Source organism: Streptomyces spiralis (genome assembly GCF_014654675.1).
GTDB classification, from domain to species: Bacteria; Actinomycetota; Actinomycetes; order Streptomycetales; family Streptomycetaceae; genus Streptomyces; species Streptomyces spiralis.
The window spans coordinates 15,901-35,862 of the sequence record NZ_BNBC01000069.1; the positions used below are offsets into that span (position 1 = coordinate 15,901).

Below are 19,962 nucleotides of genomic sequence, written 5' to 3' on the forward strand. Positions count from 1 at the left end.
GCGGGCGGGGCCGGCGGGCATCGGCCGACGCGCTCGGAGCGGCATCAGCCGATCGGTTGATACGGCGCTACGACCGGACGGCGGCCACAGGGGTTCGGGCGGTCGAACGCGCAGGTCGTAGGACCAACGGCCGAGCGAGGTCCGGCAAAAACTCGGTGGGCGATGTCAGTGGCGATCCGTACGCTCGCTCATGATGCCCACCACACCCGCCACCGCCCCTGTCCCCGCCGGCCGTACCGACCGGTCGGCCGTCCGTTCGCTGCTGCGCCTGTGGCCCTACGTCCGGCCGGCACGGGCGCGCTGGTCCCTGGCCGCCCTCGTCGCGATCCTCGCCTCGTGCGTGGGACTGGTGATCCCGCTCGTCCTGAAGTGGCTCGTGGACGGGCCGGTCGCGGGCCGTGACCCGGGGGGCGTGTGGCTCGGCGCGCTGTACCTGCTGCTGCTCGGTGTGGCCGAGGCGCTGCTGTTCGGGCTGCGGCGGTGGCTGGTGGCCCGCCCGCTCTCCCGGGTCGAGGCGGAGATGCGGGCGGGCCTCTACCGGCATCTGCAGCGGCTGCCGGTCGCCTTCCACGACCGCTGGCCCTCCGGGCAGTTGCTCTCCCGGGGGACGACCGACCTGATGCTGCTGCGCCAGTTCCTCGCCTTCCCGCTGACGTTCCTGCTGGTCAACGGGGTGACGATTCTGGTGGGCGTGGTCATCATGCTGCTCCAGGACTGGACGCTGGGGCTGGTGATGCTGGCGCCCGCCGTGCCGCTGATCGCCCTGAGCGCGGTCTTCGAGAAGCGGTACGCGCACGTGGCCCGGCTGGCGCAGGACCAGGTGGGGGACCTGACGACGGTGGTCGAGGAGAGCGTGCTCGGCATCCGCATCATCAAGGGGTTCGGGCGGCACCGCAGCCAGGCCCGGGCGTTCCGCGAGCTGTCGGTCACCCTGCGCTCCACCGAACTGCGCAAGGCCCGTCTGCTGGCGACGATCTGGGCGGTCATCATGACCCTGCCCGAGGTGGCCATCGGGGGCACGCTGGTGGTGGGCGCGGTGCAGGTCTCCGACGGGTCGCTGTCCGCGGGCACGCTGGTCGCCTTTCTCTCCACGGCGCTCGCGCTGCGGTGGCCGGTGGAGTCGATCGGCTTCCTGCTGGCGATGAGCCAGGAGGCGGCGACGGCTACGGAGCGGTACTTCGAGGTGATGGACGCGGAGCCGGAATCGGACCTTGCCGCGGGCGGTCGTTCCGCCACCTCGGTGGGCACCCGGTCAGCAGGCGCCGAGGACAGCGGACTCCGGTTCGACGGTGTCCGGTTCCGTTACCCCGACGCCCCCACCGACTCCCCGCCCCTCCTCGACCGGATCGACCTGCACATCCGCCCCGGCGAGTCCATGGCGCTGGTCGGCGCGACCGGCAGCGGGAAGACGACGCTCACCGCGCTCGTCCCCCGCCTGCACGAGGTGACCGAGGGCCGGATCACCCTCGACGGCCGCGACATCACCGCCATGCCCCGCGAGGAACTGCGCGCTCTGGTCGCCGTCGCCTTCGAGGAACCCACCCTGTTCTCCGCGAGCGTCGCCGACAACGTTCTCATGGGCGCCGACGGCACGGCGGGCAGCGTCGAACTGGACCGCGCCCTGTCCGTCGCGCAGGCCGGCTTCGTGCGCGCCCTCCCGCAGGGCACCGCCACCCAGGTCGGCGAGCAGGGTCTCAGCCTCTCCGGCGGCCAGCGGCAGCGTCTGGCGCTGGCCCGCGCGGTCGTCGGCCGCCCCCGTTTCCTGGTCCTGGACGACCCGCTGTCCGCCCTGGACGTGCACACGGAGGCGGCCGTGGAGGCGGCCCTGCGCCAGGTCCTCGCCGACACCACCGCCCTGATCGTGGCGCACCGCCCGTCCACGGTGCTGCTGGCCGACCGCGTCGCCCTGCTGTCGGACGGCCGGATCTCCGCCGTGGGCACCCACCACGAACTGCTGCGCACCAACGCCGAGTACGCCCGGCTGATGTCGGGCGCTTCGGAAGACGAGGAGGACGACGACCGATGACGGCCCCCACGGCCTCCGCCCCCACCGCCGAGGACCAGGCGGACCCGCCGCCGCCCCGGGACGAGGGCGACCCCTTCGACCGGGACGTCCTGCCCACTCCCCCGGGCGCCACCGCCGCCCTGCTCCGCTCGCTGCTGGCGCCCATGAGGGCCCGCGTGGCCGGCACCACGCTCCTGCTGCTGCTCCAGCAGGCGGCGGTCCAGGCGGGCCCGCTGCTGGTGGCGTACGCCATCGACACGGCCGTACCGGCGCTGCGCGACCACGACCGCGGGCCGCTGATCGCGGTGGCCGTCGGCTATCTGCTGTGCGCGCTGGCCTCGGGCGCCCTGCAATGGGCGTTCATCGTGGCCGCGGCCCGGATCAACCAGGACGTGCTGCTGGATCTGCGCGGCCGGATCTTCCGCCACGGCCAGGCGCTCAGCGTCGACTTCCACGAGCGGTACACCTCGGGCCGGCTCATCTCCCGTTCCACCACGGACGTGGAGTCGCTGCGCGAACTGCTCAGCGAGGGCCTCCAGGAACTGGTCACGGTCATCCTCTCCTTCGTCTCCATCTCGGCGATGCTGCTGTGGCTGGACGCGGGCCTCGGCGCGGTAGCGGTGGCGAGCTTCGTACCGCTGTACCTGCTGGTGCGGCTCTACCAGCGGCGCGCGGGGCAGGTGTTCCGGGAGCGGTCCACGGCGATCGCCGCGGTGATCGTGAAGTTCGTGGAGACGATGAACGGCATCCGGCCGGTGCGCGCGTTCCGCCGCGAGGCGGCCAACGACGCCGAGTTCCGCGTCCTCAACGGCCGCCACGAGCGCACCAACGGCGACGTGCTGCTGGAGATGGCCCGCTATGTCGTCGGCTCCCGGCTGGTGGCCAACACGGCGGTCGCGGCGATCGTGCTGTGGGGCGCCTGGCGGGTGACGGACGGCTCGCTGGAACTGGGCGTGCTGGCCGCGGCGGTGCTGTATCTGCGCCGGCTGTACGACCCGATCGACCGGCTCGGCATGTTCCTCAACTCCTACCAGTCGGCGGCGGCCTCGCTGGAGAAGATCGCGGGTCTGCTGGCCCAGACCCCGTCGGTGCCGGAGCCGTCGGCGCCGCGCCGGCTCCCGCCGCTCGCGTCCGCCCTCCCCGGCCGCACGGTGGTCTTCGACGGCGTCCGCTTCGGCTACCGCACCGGCGGCGAGGTGCTGCCCCGCTTCGACCTGACCGTCCCGGCCGGCCAGACCGTGGCGGTGGTCGGCTCGACCGGCGCGGGCAAGTCCACCCTGGCCAAGCTGCTGGCGCGGTTCTACGACCCGACGGACGGCCGGGTGCTGCTGGACGGGGTGGACCTGCGCGAGCTCGCCGTGCCCGAACTGCGGCGCGGGGTGGTCATGGTGACGCAGGAGGCGTTCCTGTTCTCCGGCACGGTCGCCGAGAACATCGCCATCGGCCGCCCGGAGGCGACCCGCGAGGAGATCGAGCGGGCCGCGAAGGCCATCGGCGCCCACGACTTCATCAGCACCCTGCCCGACGGCTACGACACGGACGTACGCAAGCGGGGCGGCCGCATCTCCGCCGGGCAGCGGCAACTGGTCGCCTTCGCACGGGCGTTGCTCGCCGACCCGTCGGTGCTGATCCTGGACGAGGCGACCAGTTCCCTGGACATCCCGGGGGAGCAGGCGGTGCAGCGCGCGATGGACACGGTCCTGCGGGGACGTACGGCCGTGGTGATCGCCCACCGCCTGTCCACCGTGGAGATCGCCGACCGGGTGCTGGTGATGGAGCACGGCCGCATCGTGGAGGACGGCTCCCCGTCCGACCTGATCGCGGGCACCGGGCGCTTCGCGCATCTGCACCGGGCCTGGCGCGACAGTCTGGCATGAGCGGAGGAGACCGGTCCGACCCGAGCGGACGAGACGAGTTGCGGCCTTGACGGACGAGACGGGGGCGACGTGATCGACGCGTACGAGGACCCGGGGACGCCCGACCGCCGGGGCGGCTGGCGGTATCTGTGGTGGCTGGTCAGGTGCCAGCCGGGGCGGTCGGCGGCCGGGGCGCTGCTGGCCAGCGTCTGGATGGTGCTGCTGGCGGCGACGCCGTATCTGATGTCGCGGGCGATCGACGACGGCCTCGCGCCGGGCAACACTGCGGCGCTGGCGGGTTGGACGGGCGCGCTGTTCGCGGTCGGGGCGTTCAACGCCTGGCTGAGCATCATGCGGCACCGGACGATGACCCGGGTGCGGATGGACGCCAACTTCCGCACGGTCAAGGTGGTGGTCGGCCATGTGGTCCGGCTGGGCGCCGCGCTGCCGCGCCGGGTCGGCGCCGGGGAGGTCGTCACCATCGGCGTCGGCGACGTCCAGACCATCAGCCAGTGCCTGACCGTGGTCGGCCCCGGGGTCGGCGCGGTCGTCGTCTACGCGGTGGTGGCCGGGCTGCTGCTGTCGATCTCGGGACCGCTGGCGGCCGTGGTGCTGCTGGGGGCGCCGCTGACCGCGGTGCTCGTCGGGCCGCTGATGCGGCGGCTCCAGGGCGCCGAGGGCGAGTACCGGGAGCGGCAGGGGGTGCTCACCGCGCGGATCGGCGACCTCGCGGGCGGGCTGCGCGTGCTCAACGGGCTCGGCGGCAAAGGGCTGTTCGCGGAGGCGTTCCGCCGGGACTCGCAGCGGCTGCGGGCGCAGGGCTACCGGGTGGGCGCGGTGGCCTCCTGGCTCCAGGCGCTGGGGGCGGGGCTGCCGACGCTGTTCCTGGCCGTGGTGACCTGGCTCGCGGCGCGGCTGGCCGCCGAGGGACGGATCACCATCGGCGAACTGGTGTCGGTGTACGGCTATGTCGCGGTCCTGGTGACACCGGTGGCGTTCTTCGTCGAGACGGGCTACCAGCTCAGCCGCGGTGTGGTGGCCGCCCGCCGGGTCGTACGGCTGCTGCGGGTGGAGCCGGAGGAGGACACCGGCACCCGGGAGGCGCCCGCCGAACCGTCCGTGCTGCACGACCCGGAGTCGGGCGTCCGGGTGCCACCGGGCCGGCTGACGGCGCTGGTGTGCGCCCGCCCCGCCGACGCGGCGGCGGTGGTCGACCGCCTGGGCCGGTACGAGCCGTCCGAGGCCACCTGGGGCGGGGTGCCGCTGGACGAGATCGGACTGTCCGCGGTACGGGAGCGGATCCTGGTCGCGGACAACGAGGCCGACCTGTTCGCCGGTCTGCTGCGGGACCTGGTGTCCGGGCACCGGGAGCGCGACCCGGCGGAAGTGGCGCGGGCGTTCCGCACGGCCGTCGCCGAGGACATCGTGCGGGGGCTGCCCGACGGCCTCGACTCGCCCGTGACCGCGCAGGGCCGCAGCCTGTCCGGCGGCCAGCGGCAGCGGGTGCGGCTGGTGCGGGCGCTGCTGGCCGACCCGGAGGTGCTGCTGGCGGTGGAGCCGACGTCGGCGCTGGACGCGCACACCGAGGCGGCGGTCGCGGAGCGGCTGCGGCGGGCGCGCGCGGGGCGCACGACACTCGTCACGACCACCTCGCCGCTGGTGCTGGACCACGCCGACACCGTGCACTACCTGGTCGACGGCAAGGTGGCGGCCACCGGCGGCCACCGCGAACTCCTCGACGCCGAGCCGGGCTACCGCGCCCTGGTGGCGCGGGACACCGAAGAGGCCATGGCGCCGGACGCCGACGAGGCCCCGGGCACCGGCCCGCTCACCGCGAAGGGGGCCGTGCGATGACGGCGGGAACGGCAGGCACGGCGGGGACGGCGGGAGCGGCAGACACCGGCGGCCGGCTGCCGATCGCCGAACCGGTGGACGTACGGCGGGCCGCGGTGCGCCTGGTCCGGGCGGACGGGCGGGCCTTCACGGCGGTCCTCGTCCTGAACGCGCTGGCCGCGGGCACCGGGCTCGCCGGTCCCTGGCTGCTGGGCCGGATCGTCGACCACGTCCGGGCCGGGGGCGGGGTCGGTGCCGTCGACCGGATGGCGCTGGCCATCGTGGTGTGCGCGCTGGCCCAGTTGCTGCTGGCGCGCTGGGCCCGGTACGTGGGACACCGCTTCGGCGAGCGCACGCTGGCCCGGGTGCGCGAGGAGTTCGTGGACCGGGCGCTGGCGCTGCCGGCGTCGGTGGTGGAGCGGGCCGGCACGGGTGACCTGACCACGCGCGGCACCGCGGACGTGGCCACCGTCGGCACCACCCTGCGGGACGTGGGACCGGAGTTGCTGGTCTGCGTGGCGCAGGCACTGTTCGTGCTGGTCGCGGTGTTCCTGCTCGACCCGCTGCTCGGGGCCGTCGGGGTGCTGGCGCTGACACCGATCTGGGTGGCCCTGCGCTGGTATCTGCGCCGCGCCCGGGACGGCTATCTCGCGGAGGGCGCGGCCGGCTCCGAGGTCGCCGAGATCCTGGCGGCGACCGCCTCCGGGGCCCGTACCGTCGAGGCGTTCCGGCTGGCCGGACGGCGGGTCGCGGCGAGCCGGGACGCCCTGGAGACGGCCCGGCGCGCCCGGCTGTACACGCTGTTCCTGCGGACCGTGTTCTTCCCGGCGGTCGAGGTGTCGTACATCCTCCCGGTGGCCGGGGTGCTGCTGGTCGGCGGGGTGCTGCACGCGCGGGGGGCGGTGACGCTGGGCGCGGTGGTGGCCGCCGCCCTGTATCTGCGGCAGTTCACCGAGCCGCTGGACCAGATCCTGATGCACGTGGAGCAACTGCAGAGCAGCGGCGCCTCCTTCGCCCGTGTGGAGGGCCTGGCCCGGGCCCCGCGCGCGGCCGCGGCCGGCTCCCCCGCCCCGGCGGACGACCGCATCGACGTCACCGGGGTCCACTACGCCTACGACCACGGCGGCGAGGTGCTGCACGGGGTCGATCTGACGGTACGGCCCGGGGAGCGGCTGGCCGTGGTCGGGCCGTCCGGGGCCGGGAAGACCACGCTGAGCCGGCTGCTCGCGGGCGTCGACGCGCCGGGCGCGGGCTCGGTGACGGTCGGCGGTGTGCCGGTGGCGGGTCTGGAGCCGGAGCGGCTGCGCCGCCAGGTCGTGCTCGTCACCCAGGAGCACCACGTGTTCCTGGGCACGGTCCGCGACAATCTGCGCATCGCCGAGCCGGCGGCGACGGACGAGCGGTTGTGGGCGGCGCTGGCCGCCGTGGGCGCCGATGCCTGGGTCGCGGAGCTGCCGGACGGGCTGGACACCGAGCTGGGGCCGGACGGGTGCCGTACGGACGGCTCGCGGGCCCAGCAACTGGCCCTGGCCCGGGTGGTCCTGGCCGACCCGCACACGCTGATCCTGGACGAGGCCACGGCCCTGCTCGACCCGGCGACCGCCCGGCACACCGAGCGTGCCCTGGCGGCCGTGCTGGAGGGCCGTACGGTCATCGCCATCGCGCACCGGCTGCACACCGCCCACGACGCCGACCGTGTGGCGGTGATGGAGAACGGCCGGCTGACCGAACTCGGCACCCACGAGGAGCTGGTGGCGGCCGGCGGGGCGTACGCGGCGCTGTGGCGCACCTGGCACGGGGACGGCGCCGCCGTAAGCTCGCAGGGTGATTGAGACCATCGCGTTCGACGTCGGCGAGACGATCACCAGGGACGACCGCTACTGGGCGGACTGGGCGGACTGGCTGAAGGTCCCGCGTCACACCCTGTCCGCGCTCGTCGGCGTCGTCGTAGCGCGGGGCGAGGACAACACCGAGGCCCTGCGGCTGGTGCGCCCCGGTCTCGACGTCGTGGCCGAGTACCGTGCCCGGGAGGTCGCGGGCCGCGGCGAGTACCTCGGCGAGGGCGACCTCTACGGCGATGTGCGCCCGGTGCTCACGCAGCTGCGGGCGCGGGGGCTGCGTGTCGTCGTGGCCGGCAACCAGACGGCCCGGGTGGGTGAGCTGCTGCGCGCCCTGGACCTCCCGGCGGACGTCGTGGCCACCTCCGGCGAGTGGGGTGTCGCCAAGCCCCGGCGGGAGTTCTTCCGGCGCGTGGTGGAGGCGGGGCGGGCGGAGGCGGGCTCCACCCTGTACGTGGGTGACCACCCGGTGAACGACGTGTTCCCGGCGAAGGCGGCCGGGCTGCGCGTGGCGCACCTGCGGCGGGGGCCGTGGGGGCATCTGTGGGCGGACGACCCGGAGGTGGTGGCGGCGGCGGACTGGCGGATCGACCGTCTCACCGATCTCACGGCGCTCCTCGACGACCCGCGTCGGCACCGCGGCTGACCTGCGCCGGAACAGCGACGCGGCCCCGTGGCGGGTTCGTATACCGAACATGAACATCCGGACAACGAACGATTTCCAGCCAAGTTCGTGACGCGCCCCTGACAAGCGCGGCCTTCTCCTGCCACTCTTCCCCTCGGCCGTTCACAGCCACCCCACAGCATCCCCCCACGGTTCCACGGCGGTGACCCGGCCGGCGCTCCACACGCCTCACGCACTGCGCAGTCCGTACCGGCACCTCGCACCTGCACCTCGCACATCGCACAGCTGGTTCCGCGTTCCACGCAGTTCTGCCCGGACGTCTCACCCCGCGTCCGGTTCTCCCCCTGGCCGCGCGACCCGTGGCCACGCAGAAGGAGTCAGTGTTGAGTAGCAGCAGCTCTCGCAGACGCACCTCCCACACCACCCCCCGGCGGGCCGCGGGCATCGCCCTGGCCGGTGTCGCCGCCCTGATCGCCACGGCCGTCCAGTCGGGCGCGGCGAGCGCCAGCCCGGCGCAGGCGCCGCACTCCGGGAAGATCAACCCGGCGCATGTCGCGGTCAAGCTCACGCCCTCGCAGCGTGCCGAGCTGATCCGGGACGCCGACGGCGCCAAGGCGCGCACGGCGAAGGACCTCGGGCTCGGCGCCCAGGAGAAGCTGGTCGTCAAGGACGTCGTCAAGGACGCCGACGGCACCCTGCACACCCGCTACGAGCGCACCTACGCCGGCCTGCCGGTCCTCGGCGGCGACCTGGTCGTCGACACCGCCAGGTCGGGACAGACCGAGCGCGTGCTCAAGGCGACCGACGCGACCGTGAAGGTCGCGAGCCTCACGCCCAAGGTGTCGAAGGCGACCGCCGAGAAGCAGGCCGTGCGGCGCGCCGAGGCGCTGGGCAGCAAGGCGTCGGCCGACCAGTCGTCCCGCACGGTGATCTGGGCGGCGAGCGGCAAGCCGGTGCTGGCCTACGAGACGGTCATCGGGGGCCTCCAGGACGACGGGACCCCGAACCAGCTGCACGTGATCACCGACGCGAGCACGGGCAAGGAGCTGTTCCGCTACCAGGGCATCGAGACCGGCGTCGGCAACACCCAGTACAGCGGCCAGGTCCCGCTGACCACGACGCTGTCGGGCTCGACGTACACGCTGAACGACGGCTCGCGCGGCGGCCACAAGACGTACAACCTCAACCACGGCACGTCCGGCACCGGCACACTGTTCAGCCAGTCCAGCGACACCTGGGGCAACGGCACCACGTCGAACGCCGCCACCGCGGGCGCCGACGCCCACTACGGTGCGGCGGTCACCTGGGACTTCTACAAGAACACCTTCGGCCGCAGCGGCATCCGCAACGACGGCCGGGCCGCGTACTCGCGCGTCCACTACGGCAACTCGTACGTGAACGCGTTCTGGGACGACAGCTGCTTCTGCATGACCTACGGCGACGGCTCGGGCAACGCCGATCCGCTGACCTCGCTGGACGTGGCCGGCCACGAGATGAGCCACGGCGTCACCTCCAACACCGCGGGCCTCAACTACAGCGGCGAGTCCGGCGGTCTGAACGAGGCCACCTCCGACATCTTCGGCACCGGCGTGGAGTTCTACGCCAACAACAGCACCGATGTCGGCGACTACCTCATCGGCGAGAAGATCGACATCAACGGCGACGGCACCCCGCTGCGCTACATGGACAAGCCCAGCAAGGACGGCGCCTCCGCCGACTACTGGTCCTCGGGTGTCGGCAACAAGGACGTGCACTACTCGTCCGGTGTCGCGAACCACTTCTTCTACCTGCTGAGCGAGGGCAGCGGCGCCAAGGTCATCAACGGCGTCAGCTACAACTCGCCCACGTCGGACGGGCTTCCGGTCACCGGCATCGGCCGGGACAAGGCGCTGCAGATCTGGTACCGGGCGCTGACCACCAAGTTCACCTCCACCACCAACTACGCGGCGGCCCGCACCGGCACGCTCGCGGCGGCCGGTGAGCTGTACGGCACCTCCAGCGCCGAGTACAAGGCGGTGCAGGACGCCTGGGCGGCCGTCTCGGTCGGTTCGCGCTCCGGCGGCGGGGGCGGCGGCACCACGTTCGAGAACAGCTCCGACGTGCAGATCCCGGACTACCCCGGATCGGCGGTCACCTCGTCCATCACGGTCTCCGGGCGCAGCGGCAACGCCCCCTCCAACCTCCAGGTCTCGGTGGACATCGTGCACACCTGGAGCGGTGACCTCCAGATCGACCTGGTCGCCCCGGACGGGTCGACGTACCGGCTGAAGAACAGCGCCTACGACCCGACGCCCGACGTGCACGCGACCTACACGGTCAACGCGTCCTCCGAAACGGCCAACGGCACCTGGAAGCTGCGCGTCCAGGACCTGGGCGCGCAGGACACGGGCTACATCGACGACTGGAAGCTGACCTTTCCCTAGGAGCTTCTGGTAGGCGGCAGAACCCCGAGGACAGGGCGCCGTTCCGGTGGTGGACCACCCGGAACGGCGCCCGTTCACACTGCCGAAACATCGACGCGGTCGTCGATTTTCGGTCAACATCACTTCGGGGTCATGACATGTACGCGCCGTTAATGCCACTCTTCCTGCACCCGCCGCACGAGCAAACCAACCTGACCCTCTCTCCGGCCCGGCAACCCCACGCCCGCCGGACTCCCCCACAGAAGGAGCTTGTGTGACTCCCCGCTACGCGCGTCACAAGCGCACCACTCTGGCCGTCGCCACCGCCGTCGCCGCCGGAGCCCTTCTCAGCACCGGTCTGACCACCAGTGCCTCCGCCCAGACCCCCGCCGACTCCGCGGGCCACGCCACACTCGCCGCCGCCCCGACCGCGCTCTCCGCCGCGGCGCGCACCTCCCTCCTCCAGCAGGCCCAGTCCGGCGCGGCCGACACCGCCCGGGAGATAGGCCTCGGCGCCAAGGAGAAGCTGGTCGCCAAGGACGTCGTCAAGGACGCCGACGGCACGGTGCACACCCGCTACGAGCGCACCTACGCCGGCCTGCCGGTCCTCGGCGGCGACCTGATCGTCCACACCGCCGGCTCGGGGAAGACCGAAGGCGTCACCAAGGCCACCAAGGCGGCCATCAAGGTGGCCTCGCTCACACCGAAGGTCGCCCCCGCCAAGGCGGAGAAGCAGGCGCTGACCCTCGCCCAGGACGCCGGTTCGGCGAAGACCTCCGCCGACCAGGCCCCGCGCAAGGTCATCTGGGCGGCGAACGGCACGCCGGTCCTCGCCTACGAGACCGTCGTCGGCGGCCTCCAGGACGACGGCACCCCGAACCAGCTGCACGTCATCACCGACGCCGCCACCGGCAAGAAGCTCTACGAGTTCCAGGGCATCGAGACCGGCACCGGCAAGACCCTGTACTCGGGCACGGTGACGCTCAGCACCTACCTGTCGGGGTCGACGTACCAGCTGTACGACACCACGCGCGGCGGCCACAAGACGTACAACCTGGCCGGGAGGACCTCCGGCACCGGCACCCTGTTCACCGACGCGGACGACGTGTGGGGCACCGGCACCGCCTCCAGCTCCACCGCCGACCAGACGGCGGCCGCCGACGCCGCCTACGGCGCCCAGGAGACCTGGGACTTCTACAAGAACACCTTCGGCCGCAACGGCATCAAGAACAACGGCGTCGGCGCCTACTCCCGCGTCCACTACGGCAACAACTACGTCAACGCCTTCTGGGACGACAGCTGCTTCTGCATGACCTACGGCGACGGCTCGGGCAACACCCACCCGCTGACCTCGCTGGACGTGGCCGGCCACGAGATGAGCCACGGCGTCACGTCCAACACCGCCGGGCTGAACTACTCCGGTGAGTCCGGCGGTCTGAACGAGGCCACCTCCGACATCTTCGGCACCGGCGTGGAGTTCTACGCCAACAACTCCGCCGACAAGGGCGACTACCTCATCGGCGAGAAGATCAACATCAACGGCGACGGCACCCCGCTGCGCTACATGGACAAGCCCAGCAAGGACGGCGGCTCCGCCGACTACTGGTCCTCCAGCGTGGGCACCAAGGACGTGCACTACTCGTCCGGTGTCGCGAACCACTTCTTCTACCTGCTGAGCGAGGGCAGCGGCGCCAAGACCATCAACGGCGTCAGCTACAACTCGCCCACGTACAACGGCTCCACGGTCACCGGCATCGGCCGGGACAAGGCGCTGCAGATCTGGTACAAGGCGCTGACCACGTACATGACGTCGACGACCAACTACAAGGCCGCCCGCACGGCGACCCTGAACGCGGCGTCGGCCCTGTACGGCTCGACCAGCACCGAGTACAAGACGGTCGCCGCGGCCTGGTCCGCGGTCAACGTCAACTGAACAGGGGGCAGCTGACGAGGGGCGGCGCCCGGGAGTCGAGACTCCCGGGCGCCGCTCCGCTGAACCCCCAGGGGGTGTCTCGTCGATCAGGCCGGATCAGGGAGCGGTGCCAGACGCGGCCCGGCATGATCGACGAGACACCCCCTAGGCTTGGGTCCCATGTCTTCGGAGGACTTCACCTACGAGGAGGTCGGCGCGACCCGCGAGCGGGGCCACTACCCGCCCGGCTTCCACCCCCTGCACGTGCGCACCCGCATCGGCGAGGGCGAGGAGGTGTTCCGGCGCGCCGCCGAGGCCGTGCTGACCTGGGAGCTGCACCGCGCGGTCGGCGTGGGCGTCGACGCCTCCGCCGACCGCGCCGTCCCCGGCGCCGACGTCACGGTGACCCTGGCCGGCATGATCAAGGCACCCTGCCGGATCGTGTGGACGGTGGACGAACCCCGCCGCGCCGGCTGGGCCTACGGCACCCTGCCCGGCCACCCGGAGACCGGCGAGGAGTCCTTCGTCGTCGACCGCACCGGCGACGGCACGGTCTGGCTGACGGTGAGCGCTTTCAGCCGTCCCGCCAAGTGGTACGCCCGCGCGGGAGGCCCGGCGACCCGCGGCTTCCAGCACGCCTACGCACGTCGGTGCGGAACGGTGCTGCGCCGACTGTGTGCGGAGTTCCAGCCCGAGTAACGCTGAGTCCCCTGTGTCCGCTGGGACATATGAGGCTTGCTAGATTGCGCTTCCTCCGAGGAAGCACTGCGTAGGGGTGGGTTTGAAACGTCATCGATTGACCCGTAAGAGACGGTTCCTGATATATGGCGTGGCGTCCGGTGTCGTCGTCACGGCGGCGGTCGGATCCATCGCCATCGCCGCGCAGGGATCGTCGGACACACCTCCCGTCGCGGCCAGTGCGCGGTTGCAGCAGGAGTTCGACCAGGCGGCCCGCGAGTTCGACGTTCCCAAGAGCGTCCTCATGGCCGTCTCGTACCAGTCGTCGCTGTGGGACTCGCACGACGGTGAGCCGAGCACCACGGGCTCCTACAACGTCATGGGGCTGACCCGGGTCACCTCCGACGACGTGGAGCAGCCCACCGACCAGGAGCGGCTGTCCCACCTCAACATGAGCGGCGACCCGGCCGTCGAGAAGCACTTCAACGCCAAGCGCGCCCTGAAGTCCGCCCCGCCGGTCGTCGACACCGGCGATCCGCGGCTGCACACGCTGGACGAGGGCGCGAAGCTCATCGACAAGTCCGTCGACGACGTGCAGAACGACACCGAGCAGAGCATCCGCGCGGGTGCCGCGCTGCTGGCCGAGTACCAGCGCGATTCCGGCCGTTCGCTGTCGACGGACCCCGGCCAGTGGTACCCGGCCGTCGCACGGTACAGCCAGTCGCCCGACACCAAGGGCGCGACGCTGTTCGCCAAGCGTGTCTTCGACACGATCCGCGAGGGGCAGAGCAGCGTCACCGCGGACGGCCAGCAGGTGACCCTGCCCGCCGACCCCTCCGTGACCCCCGCGCCCCCGGCGAAGGTGCCGCTGGCGAACCAGGCGACCTACACGACCGCCCAGGCTCCGGAGTGCCCCTCGGGCCTCAACTGCGACTTCAAGCCCGCCGGGTTCGCGCAGAACAGCAGCACCCCGGACGACTTCGGCAACTACAACGTGTCCAACCGCCCCTCCAACGGCGAGGACATCCGCTACATCGTCATCCACGACACCGAGGGTGGCTACGACGGGTCGGTGGCCACCTTCCAGAACCCGGCCGCCTACGCGAGCACCCACTACCTGATCCGTGCGTCCGACGGTCTGGTCACGCAGATGGTGGCCACCAAGGACGAGGCCTGGCACGCGGCCAACAAGACGCTCAACATGCACTCGATCGGGATCGAGCACGAGGGCTACGCCGTCAAGGACGGCAGCTGGTACACGCCGTCCCAGTACGAGTCGTCCGCGGCCCTGGTGAAGTACCTGGCGGCCCGGTTCAACATCCCGCTGGACCGCGAGCACATCATCGGCCACGACGAGGTGCCGGGCGTCCTGGACAAGAACGTCGCCTCGCAGCACTGGGACCCGGGCCCGTTCTGGGACTGGAACCGCTACATGTCCCTCCTGGGCGCGCCCACCGGCAGCGGCGGCGCGGGCGGTCCGCTCAAGGCCGGCCAGGTCGTCCGCGTGGTGCCGCCGTTCACGACGGCCAACCAGCCGACGCTGACGTACAACGGGAGCACGGTCACCAAGCAGCCGGCCAACTTCGGCTACCTGTACACGTCCCCGTCGACCGGCTCGGCCCTGATCACCGACCCGTACATGCCGACCGTGAAGGCCACCGACGCGCCGAACTGGGGCAACAAGGTCGTGGCCGGCGGCGAGTACGTCGTCGCGGAGGCCCGCAACGACTGGACGGCCATCTGGTACGGCGGCCAGAAGGCCTGGTTCTACAACCCGGGCGGGCAGTTCACCGCCCCGGTCGGCACGTCCGGCGTCTCGGTGCTGAAGGCCAAGGCGGGCGCCACCTCCATCCCGGTGTACGGGCGCGCCTACCCGGAGGACGCCGCCTACACGGGCACCGGTGTGGACGTGCAGACGGACAACGACGCGTCGCTGACGAAGTACAGCGTCCCCTCGGGCCAGGCGTACGTGCAGGCCGGTCCCGCGCAGCCGGGCGACTACTGGTACGCGGGCACCTTCGCGGGCACCGCGGACCACGACCGGACACTGGTCACGGGCACGCAGACCTTCTACCCGATCCGCTACAACCACCGCATCGCCTGGGTGAAGTCGAGCGACGTGGAGACGGCCACCAGCACCGCCCCGGACCCGGGCACCGACCGCTACGACGCGGTCGCCCGCGACAGCTCCGGCGTGCTCTGGCAGTACCAGGGCACGGGCAGCGCCTCCGCGCCCTTCTACGCCCGCTACCGGGTCGGCTCGGGCTGGCAGCAGTACAACGTCGTCACCCCGCTGACCGCGCTGCGCGCGGACGGCACGGGCGACATGGTGGCGCGCGACGGCAGCGGGACGCTCTGGTACTACCAGGGCAGCGGCAAGCTGAGCCAGCCGTTCCGCTCCCGGGTCCAGGTGGGCACCGGCTGGAACACGTACAACGCCCTGTGGGGCGCCCGGGACCTGACCGGTGACGGGAAGCCCGACCTGCTGGCCCGGGACTCCTCGGGTGTGCTCTGGCTGTACCCGAGCACCGGCACGTACACGGCGAAAACGCAGTTCCTCGCCCGCCAGCGGATCGGCAGCGGCTGGAACACCTACAACCTGATGACCTCCACCGGGGACATCACGGGTGACGGCAAGGCCGACCTCGTGGCCCGCGACAAGTCGGGGGTGCTCTGGCTGTACCAGGGCACCGGCAAGGCGACGGCGCCCTACGCCGCTCGCACCCAGATCGGCGGGGGCTGGCAGATCTACAACACGCTCGCGGGCGTCAGCGACCTCGACCGTGACGGGATCGCCGACCTCATCGCCCGGGACACCTCCGGCGTGCTGTGGTTCTACAAGGGCACCGGCAAGGCGACGGCGCCGTTCGCCAAGCGCACCTCGATCGGGCCGGGCTGGCAGAGCTACAACTTCGTGATCTGACACCCGCACCGCCAGTACCACCCCGGGCCCTCGGCTCCTGTCTCCCCCACGGGCGACGGAGCCGGGGGCCCGAGCCCTTCCACGGCGGCCGCGGCCGAGCCCTACGGCCCGTGTGCGGCGCCGGCGGGTGTCCTACGCCGATCATGCCGGGCTCGCGGCGCCTGGCGCCGCTCCCTGATCCGGCCTGATCGACGAGACACCCCCTAGCGCAGCAGCACTCCCGCCGCCTGCCCCGAGTCCTCGGGGGGCACGGTCATCAGGCCCAGCTCCGCGCTGGAGGCGAGGAGGCGGTGGGTGGGCAGGATGCGCACCGTGTAGCCGTAGGGGCCGGTGCGGTCCAGGGAGAGGGGGCCCTCGTAGACCCAGCGGCCGTCGGCGTCGGGGGCGCCGTTCGGCTTCAGCGGGACCGTGGTGGCGTCCGTGATGCGGTCCTCCTCGTCGACCCGGCCGGAGACGGCCTGGACCTCGACGTCGTCCGGGCCGAGGCTGCCCAGACCGACCCGCACCCGAAGGCCCAGGGTGGAGCCCAGCTCGGCGGAGGCCGTGGACGAGGGCGCCTCCGCGCGTTCGGCGACCGGGGAGGAGGTCTCCACGTGGTCGACCGTCACCTCGGGCCAGGCCGCGCGCACCCGCGCCTTCCAGGCCGCCAGTTCCCGCGCCGCCTCCGGGTCCAGGGCGCGGTGGGCATGGGCGGCGGGCGCGTACAGGCGGTCGACGTACTCGCGGACCATGCGCCCCGCCAGCACCTTCGGACCCAGCAGGGTCAGGGTGCGGCGGACCATCTCGATCCAGCGGTCGGGCAGCCCGCCCCGGCCCCGCTCGTAGAAACGGGGCGCCACCCGCTGCTCCAGCAGGTCGTACAGCGCGGCGGCCTCGAGGTCGTCGCGGTGCTCTGTGTCGTAGCCGATGCCGTCCGCGGTCGGGATGGCCCAGCCGAAGTCGGGCTGGTACCACTCGTCCCACCAGCCGTCCAGCACGGAGAGGTTGAGACAGCCGTTGAGCGCCGCCTTCATCCCGGAGGTGCCGCACGCCTCCAGCGGGCGCAGCGGGTTGTTCAGCCACACGTCGCAGCCGTGGTACAGCTTCTGCGCCATCGCCATGCCGTAGTCCGGCAGGAAGACGATCCGGTGCCGCACCCGCGGGTCGTCGGCGAAGCGGACCAGTTCCTGGATGAGGCGCTTGCCGCCGTCGTCCGCGGGGTGCGCCTTGCCCGCGACCACGATCTGGATCGGCCGCTCGGGGTGCAGCAGCAGGTCCATCAGCCGGTCGCGGTCGCGCAGCATCAGCGTCAGGCGCTTGTAGGAGGGCACCCGGCGCGCGAAGCCGATCGTCAGGACGTCCGGGTCCAGCACGCCGTCGATCCAGCCCAGCTCGGCCGTCCCCGCACCGCGCTGCCGCCAGGCCGCCCACAGCCGCTTGCGCACCTCCACGACCAGCTGCTCCCGCAGTTCGCGGCGGAGTTCCCAGATGTCCTCGTCGGGGATGTCGGCGACCGCGTCCCAGCGGTCGGAGCCGCCCACGGACAGCGCGTCCTCGGTGCGCTGCGCGCCGATCTGCCGGGCGCCCAGCCGGAACACCTCCGGCGCCACCCAGGTCGGGGCGTGCACGCCGTTGGTCACCGAGGTGATCGGCACCTCGTCGGGGTCGAATCCCGGCCACAGCCCGGAGAACATCCCCCGGCTGACGCTCCCGTGCAGCAGCGACACGCCGTTGGCCCGCTGGGCGAGCCTGAGCCCCATCACCGCCATGTTGAACAGGTTCGGCTCGCCGCCCGGGTAGGTCTCCATGCCCAGCCGGAGAATACGCTCCACATCGATGCCGGGCAGCTCGGCGTCGGGCCCGAAGTGGCGGGCGAGCAGCTCGCGGTCGAAGCGGTCGATGCCGGCCGGGACGGGCGTGTGGGTGGTGAAGACCGTGCCCGCGCGCACCGCCTCCAGGGCCGCGTCGAAGTCCAGCCCTCCGTCGCACAGCTCGGCGATCCGTTCCAGCCCGAGGAACCCGGCGTGGCCCTCGTTGGTGTGGAACACCTCCGGCTCGGGATGCCCGGTGAGCCGGCAGTACGTCCGGACCGCGCGCACCCCTCCTATGCCGAGCAGCATCTCCTGAAGCAGCCGGTGCTCGCTGCCGCCGCCGTAGAGCCGGTCGGTCACCCCGCGCTCGCCGAGGTCGTTCTCCTCGACGTCGGAGTCCAGCATCAGCAGCGGAATCCGGCCGACCTGGGCCACCCAGATCCGGGCGTGCAGGGCCCTGCCGCGGGGCAGGGCGAGCGAGACCCGGGCGGGGCTGCCGTCGGCCTCCCTCAGCTGGGTGACGGGCAGCTCGTTGGGGTCGAGGACCGGGTAGTGCTCCTGCTGCCAGCCGTCCCGGGACAGAGTCTGCCGGAAGTAGCCGTGCCGGTAGAGCAGGCCCACCCCGATCAGTGGGACGCCCAGGTCACTGGCCGCCTTGAGATGGTCGCCGGCGAGGATGCCGAGGCCGCCGGAGTACTGCGGCAGGGCGGCCGTGATGCCGAACTCCGGCGAGAAGTAGGCGACGGCGGCCGGCAGGCCGTCGGAGCGGCCCTGGTACCAGCGGTCGCCGGTCACATAGTCGCGCAGGTCGTCCGCGGCGGCGGTCAGCCGGCGCAGGAAGCGGCGGTCACCGGCCAGCTCGGCCAGCCGCGCCGGGCGCACGCTGCCGAGGAGCCGTACCGGGTCGCCGCCCGAGGAGGCCCAGCGCTCGGGGTCGACGGACTGGAAGAGGTCGCGCGTCTCGGCGTGCCAGGACCAGCGCAGATTGCGGGCCAGCTCGCTGAGGGGCTGCAGGGGCTCGGGAAGAACGGGACGGACGGTGAACCGACGGATCGCCTTCACTCTTTCCACCTCGGCGCGTTCGCTGATGGACGCACGTCACGGTGCGCTTCGCTGGAAGGACGCACGGCACTGTGCGCCCCGTCACACAAAACCGTACCGGTGCCGGTGCGGGTGCCGCTGGGGCCGCGCCTGGCAAGCGGGCCAAGACGAGGCCAACTTTGTGTGTGGACATACGCGTGAGTAGTTAACAAAGTGCCGGATTGCTCACCCGAATAGGGTGGGAAGGCTCCTCCGGTACAACCGACAGTAGACCCGCAGGACCCACCTCCCCACACATATCCGCCCTACACACTCGTTGACGCGGACAGGAGCGGTCATGCCCGCCACGCACCACTCGGCACCACCCCCGACCACCAGCACGAGCAGCGAACATCCCCGGAGCTCCGACACCGTGGCCCCGACCCCGGACCGGGCCCGGACCTCCGCCCCGGACCCGGGCGCGTCGCCGGATCCGGCCGCGACGCCGGAGCGGGACCCCGTCGGCCACGCCACCGCCGTCGGCCGGATCCCCGTGCTCGACGTCCGGCCGGTCGTCCAGCACGGCCGCAGGCCCGCCAAGGCGGTGACCGGCGAATCGTTCCAGGTCACGGCCACCGTGTTCCGCGAGGGCCATGACGCCGTGGCCGCGAACGTCGTCCTGCGCGATCCACAGGGCCGCCCGGGTCCCTGGACGCCGATGCACGAGCTGGCGCCCGGCACCGACCGGTGGGGCGCCACCGTGACCGCGGGCGAGCCCGGCCGCTGGACGTACACCGTCGAGGCCTGGTCGGATCCGGTCGCCACCTGGCGCCACCACGCCCGGATCAAGATTCCGGCAGGGCAGGACACCGAGCTGGTCCTGGAGGAGGGCGCCCGGCTGTACGAGCGGGCGGCGGCCGGGGTCCCGGAGGAGAGCGGTGAACGGGAGATCGTCCTGGCCGCCGTGCCCGCCCTGCGGGACGAGAGCCGGCCGGCCGCGTCCCGGCTGGCGGCGGCGTTGACGCCGGAGGTGGACGCGGTGCTGGCCCGGTATCCGCTGCGGGAGCTGGTCACCGCCTC

11 protein-coding genes are annotated in these 19,962 nt (G+C 72.4%); 10 read left to right on the forward strand and 1 reads right to left on the reverse strand.

Annotated features, from left to right (window positions below; translation table 11 throughout):
• Nucleotides 1-193: 193 nt before the first annotated feature.
• The 9 genes from IE318_RS40680 to IE318_RS40720 all read left to right on the forward strand — a co-directional run bounded on the left by IE318_RS40680 (nt 194) and on the right by IE318_RS40720 (nt 16,072).
• Entirely contained in the window at nt 194-2,026 is a 1,833-nt protein-coding gene (locus tag IE318_RS40680; RefSeq protein WP_189907911.1) for an ABC transporter ATP-binding protein, read from the forward strand.
• Entirely contained in the window at nt 2,023-3,882 is a 1,860-nt protein-coding gene (locus IE318_RS40685; RefSeq protein ID WP_189907912.1) for an ABC transporter ATP-binding protein, read from the forward strand. Before IE318_RS40680 ends, IE318_RS40685 begins: the two co-directional genes overlap by 4 nt.
• A gap of 69 nt (nt 3,883-3,951) precedes the next feature.
• Entirely contained in the window at nt 3,952-5,715 is a 1,764-nt protein-coding gene (locus IE318_RS40690) for an ABC transporter ATP-binding protein (protein WP_189907913.1), read from the forward strand.
• Entirely contained in the window at nt 5,712-7,526 is a 1,815-nt protein-coding gene (locus IE318_RS40695) for an ABC transporter ATP-binding protein (RefSeq protein ID WP_189907914.1), read from the forward strand. The genes IE318_RS40690 and IE318_RS40695 overlap by 4 nt, the downstream gene beginning before the upstream one ends.
• The gene (locus IE318_RS40700) at nt 7,519-8,178 is read left to right on the forward strand and encodes an HAD family hydrolase (RefSeq protein WP_030179717.1); all 660 of its coding nucleotides are present in this window, start codon (nt 7,519-7,521) and stop codon (nt 8,176-8,178) included. Before IE318_RS40695 ends, IE318_RS40700 begins: the two co-directional genes overlap by 8 nt.
• A gap of 362 nt (nt 8,179-8,540) precedes the next feature.
• On the forward strand, nt 8,541-10,580 hold the full coding sequence (locus IE318_RS40705; RefSeq protein WP_189907915.1) for a M4 family metallopeptidase: 2,040 nt from the start codon (nt 8,541-8,543) through the stop codon (nt 10,578-10,580).
• A gap of 253 nt (nt 10,581-10,833) precedes the next feature.
• Nucleotides 10,834-12,492: a M4 family metallopeptidase gene (locus IE318_RS40710; protein ID WP_189907916.1), complete on the forward strand. Its 1,659-nt coding sequence runs from the start codon at nt 10,834-10,836 to the stop codon at nt 12,490-12,492.
• 159 nt (nt 12,493-12,651) lie between these two features.
• Nucleotides 12,652-13,170: a DUF1990 domain-containing protein gene (locus IE318_RS40715; RefSeq protein ID WP_189907917.1), complete on the forward strand. Its 519-nt coding sequence runs from the start codon at nt 12,652-12,654 to the stop codon at nt 13,168-13,170.
• A 97-nt stretch (nt 13,171-13,267) separates the two neighbouring features.
• Nucleotides 13,268-16,072 carry an N-acetylmuramoyl-L-alanine amidase gene (locus tag IE318_RS40720; RefSeq protein WP_229904094.1) on the forward strand — a complete coding sequence of 935 codons (2,805 nt, stop codon included), beginning with the start codon at nt 13,268-13,270 and terminating at the stop codon, nt 16,070-16,072.
• A gap of 203 nt (nt 16,073-16,275) precedes the next feature.
• Here the strand turns inward: IE318_RS40720 and IE318_RS40725 are convergent, their stop codons facing one another.
• A complete protein-coding gene (locus IE318_RS40725) occupies nt 16,276-18,924 on the reverse strand; it encodes a glycosyltransferase family 1 protein (RefSeq protein ID WP_189907918.1) in 2,649 nt (882 codons plus the stop codon).
• 316 nt (nt 18,925-19,240) lie between these two features.
• Here IE318_RS40725 and IE318_RS40730 point away from each other — a divergent pair.
• A partial coding sequence (locus tag IE318_RS40730) for a maltotransferase domain-containing protein (RefSeq protein ID WP_189907919.1) occupies nt 19,241-19,962 on the forward strand: 722 nt, incomplete at its 3' end.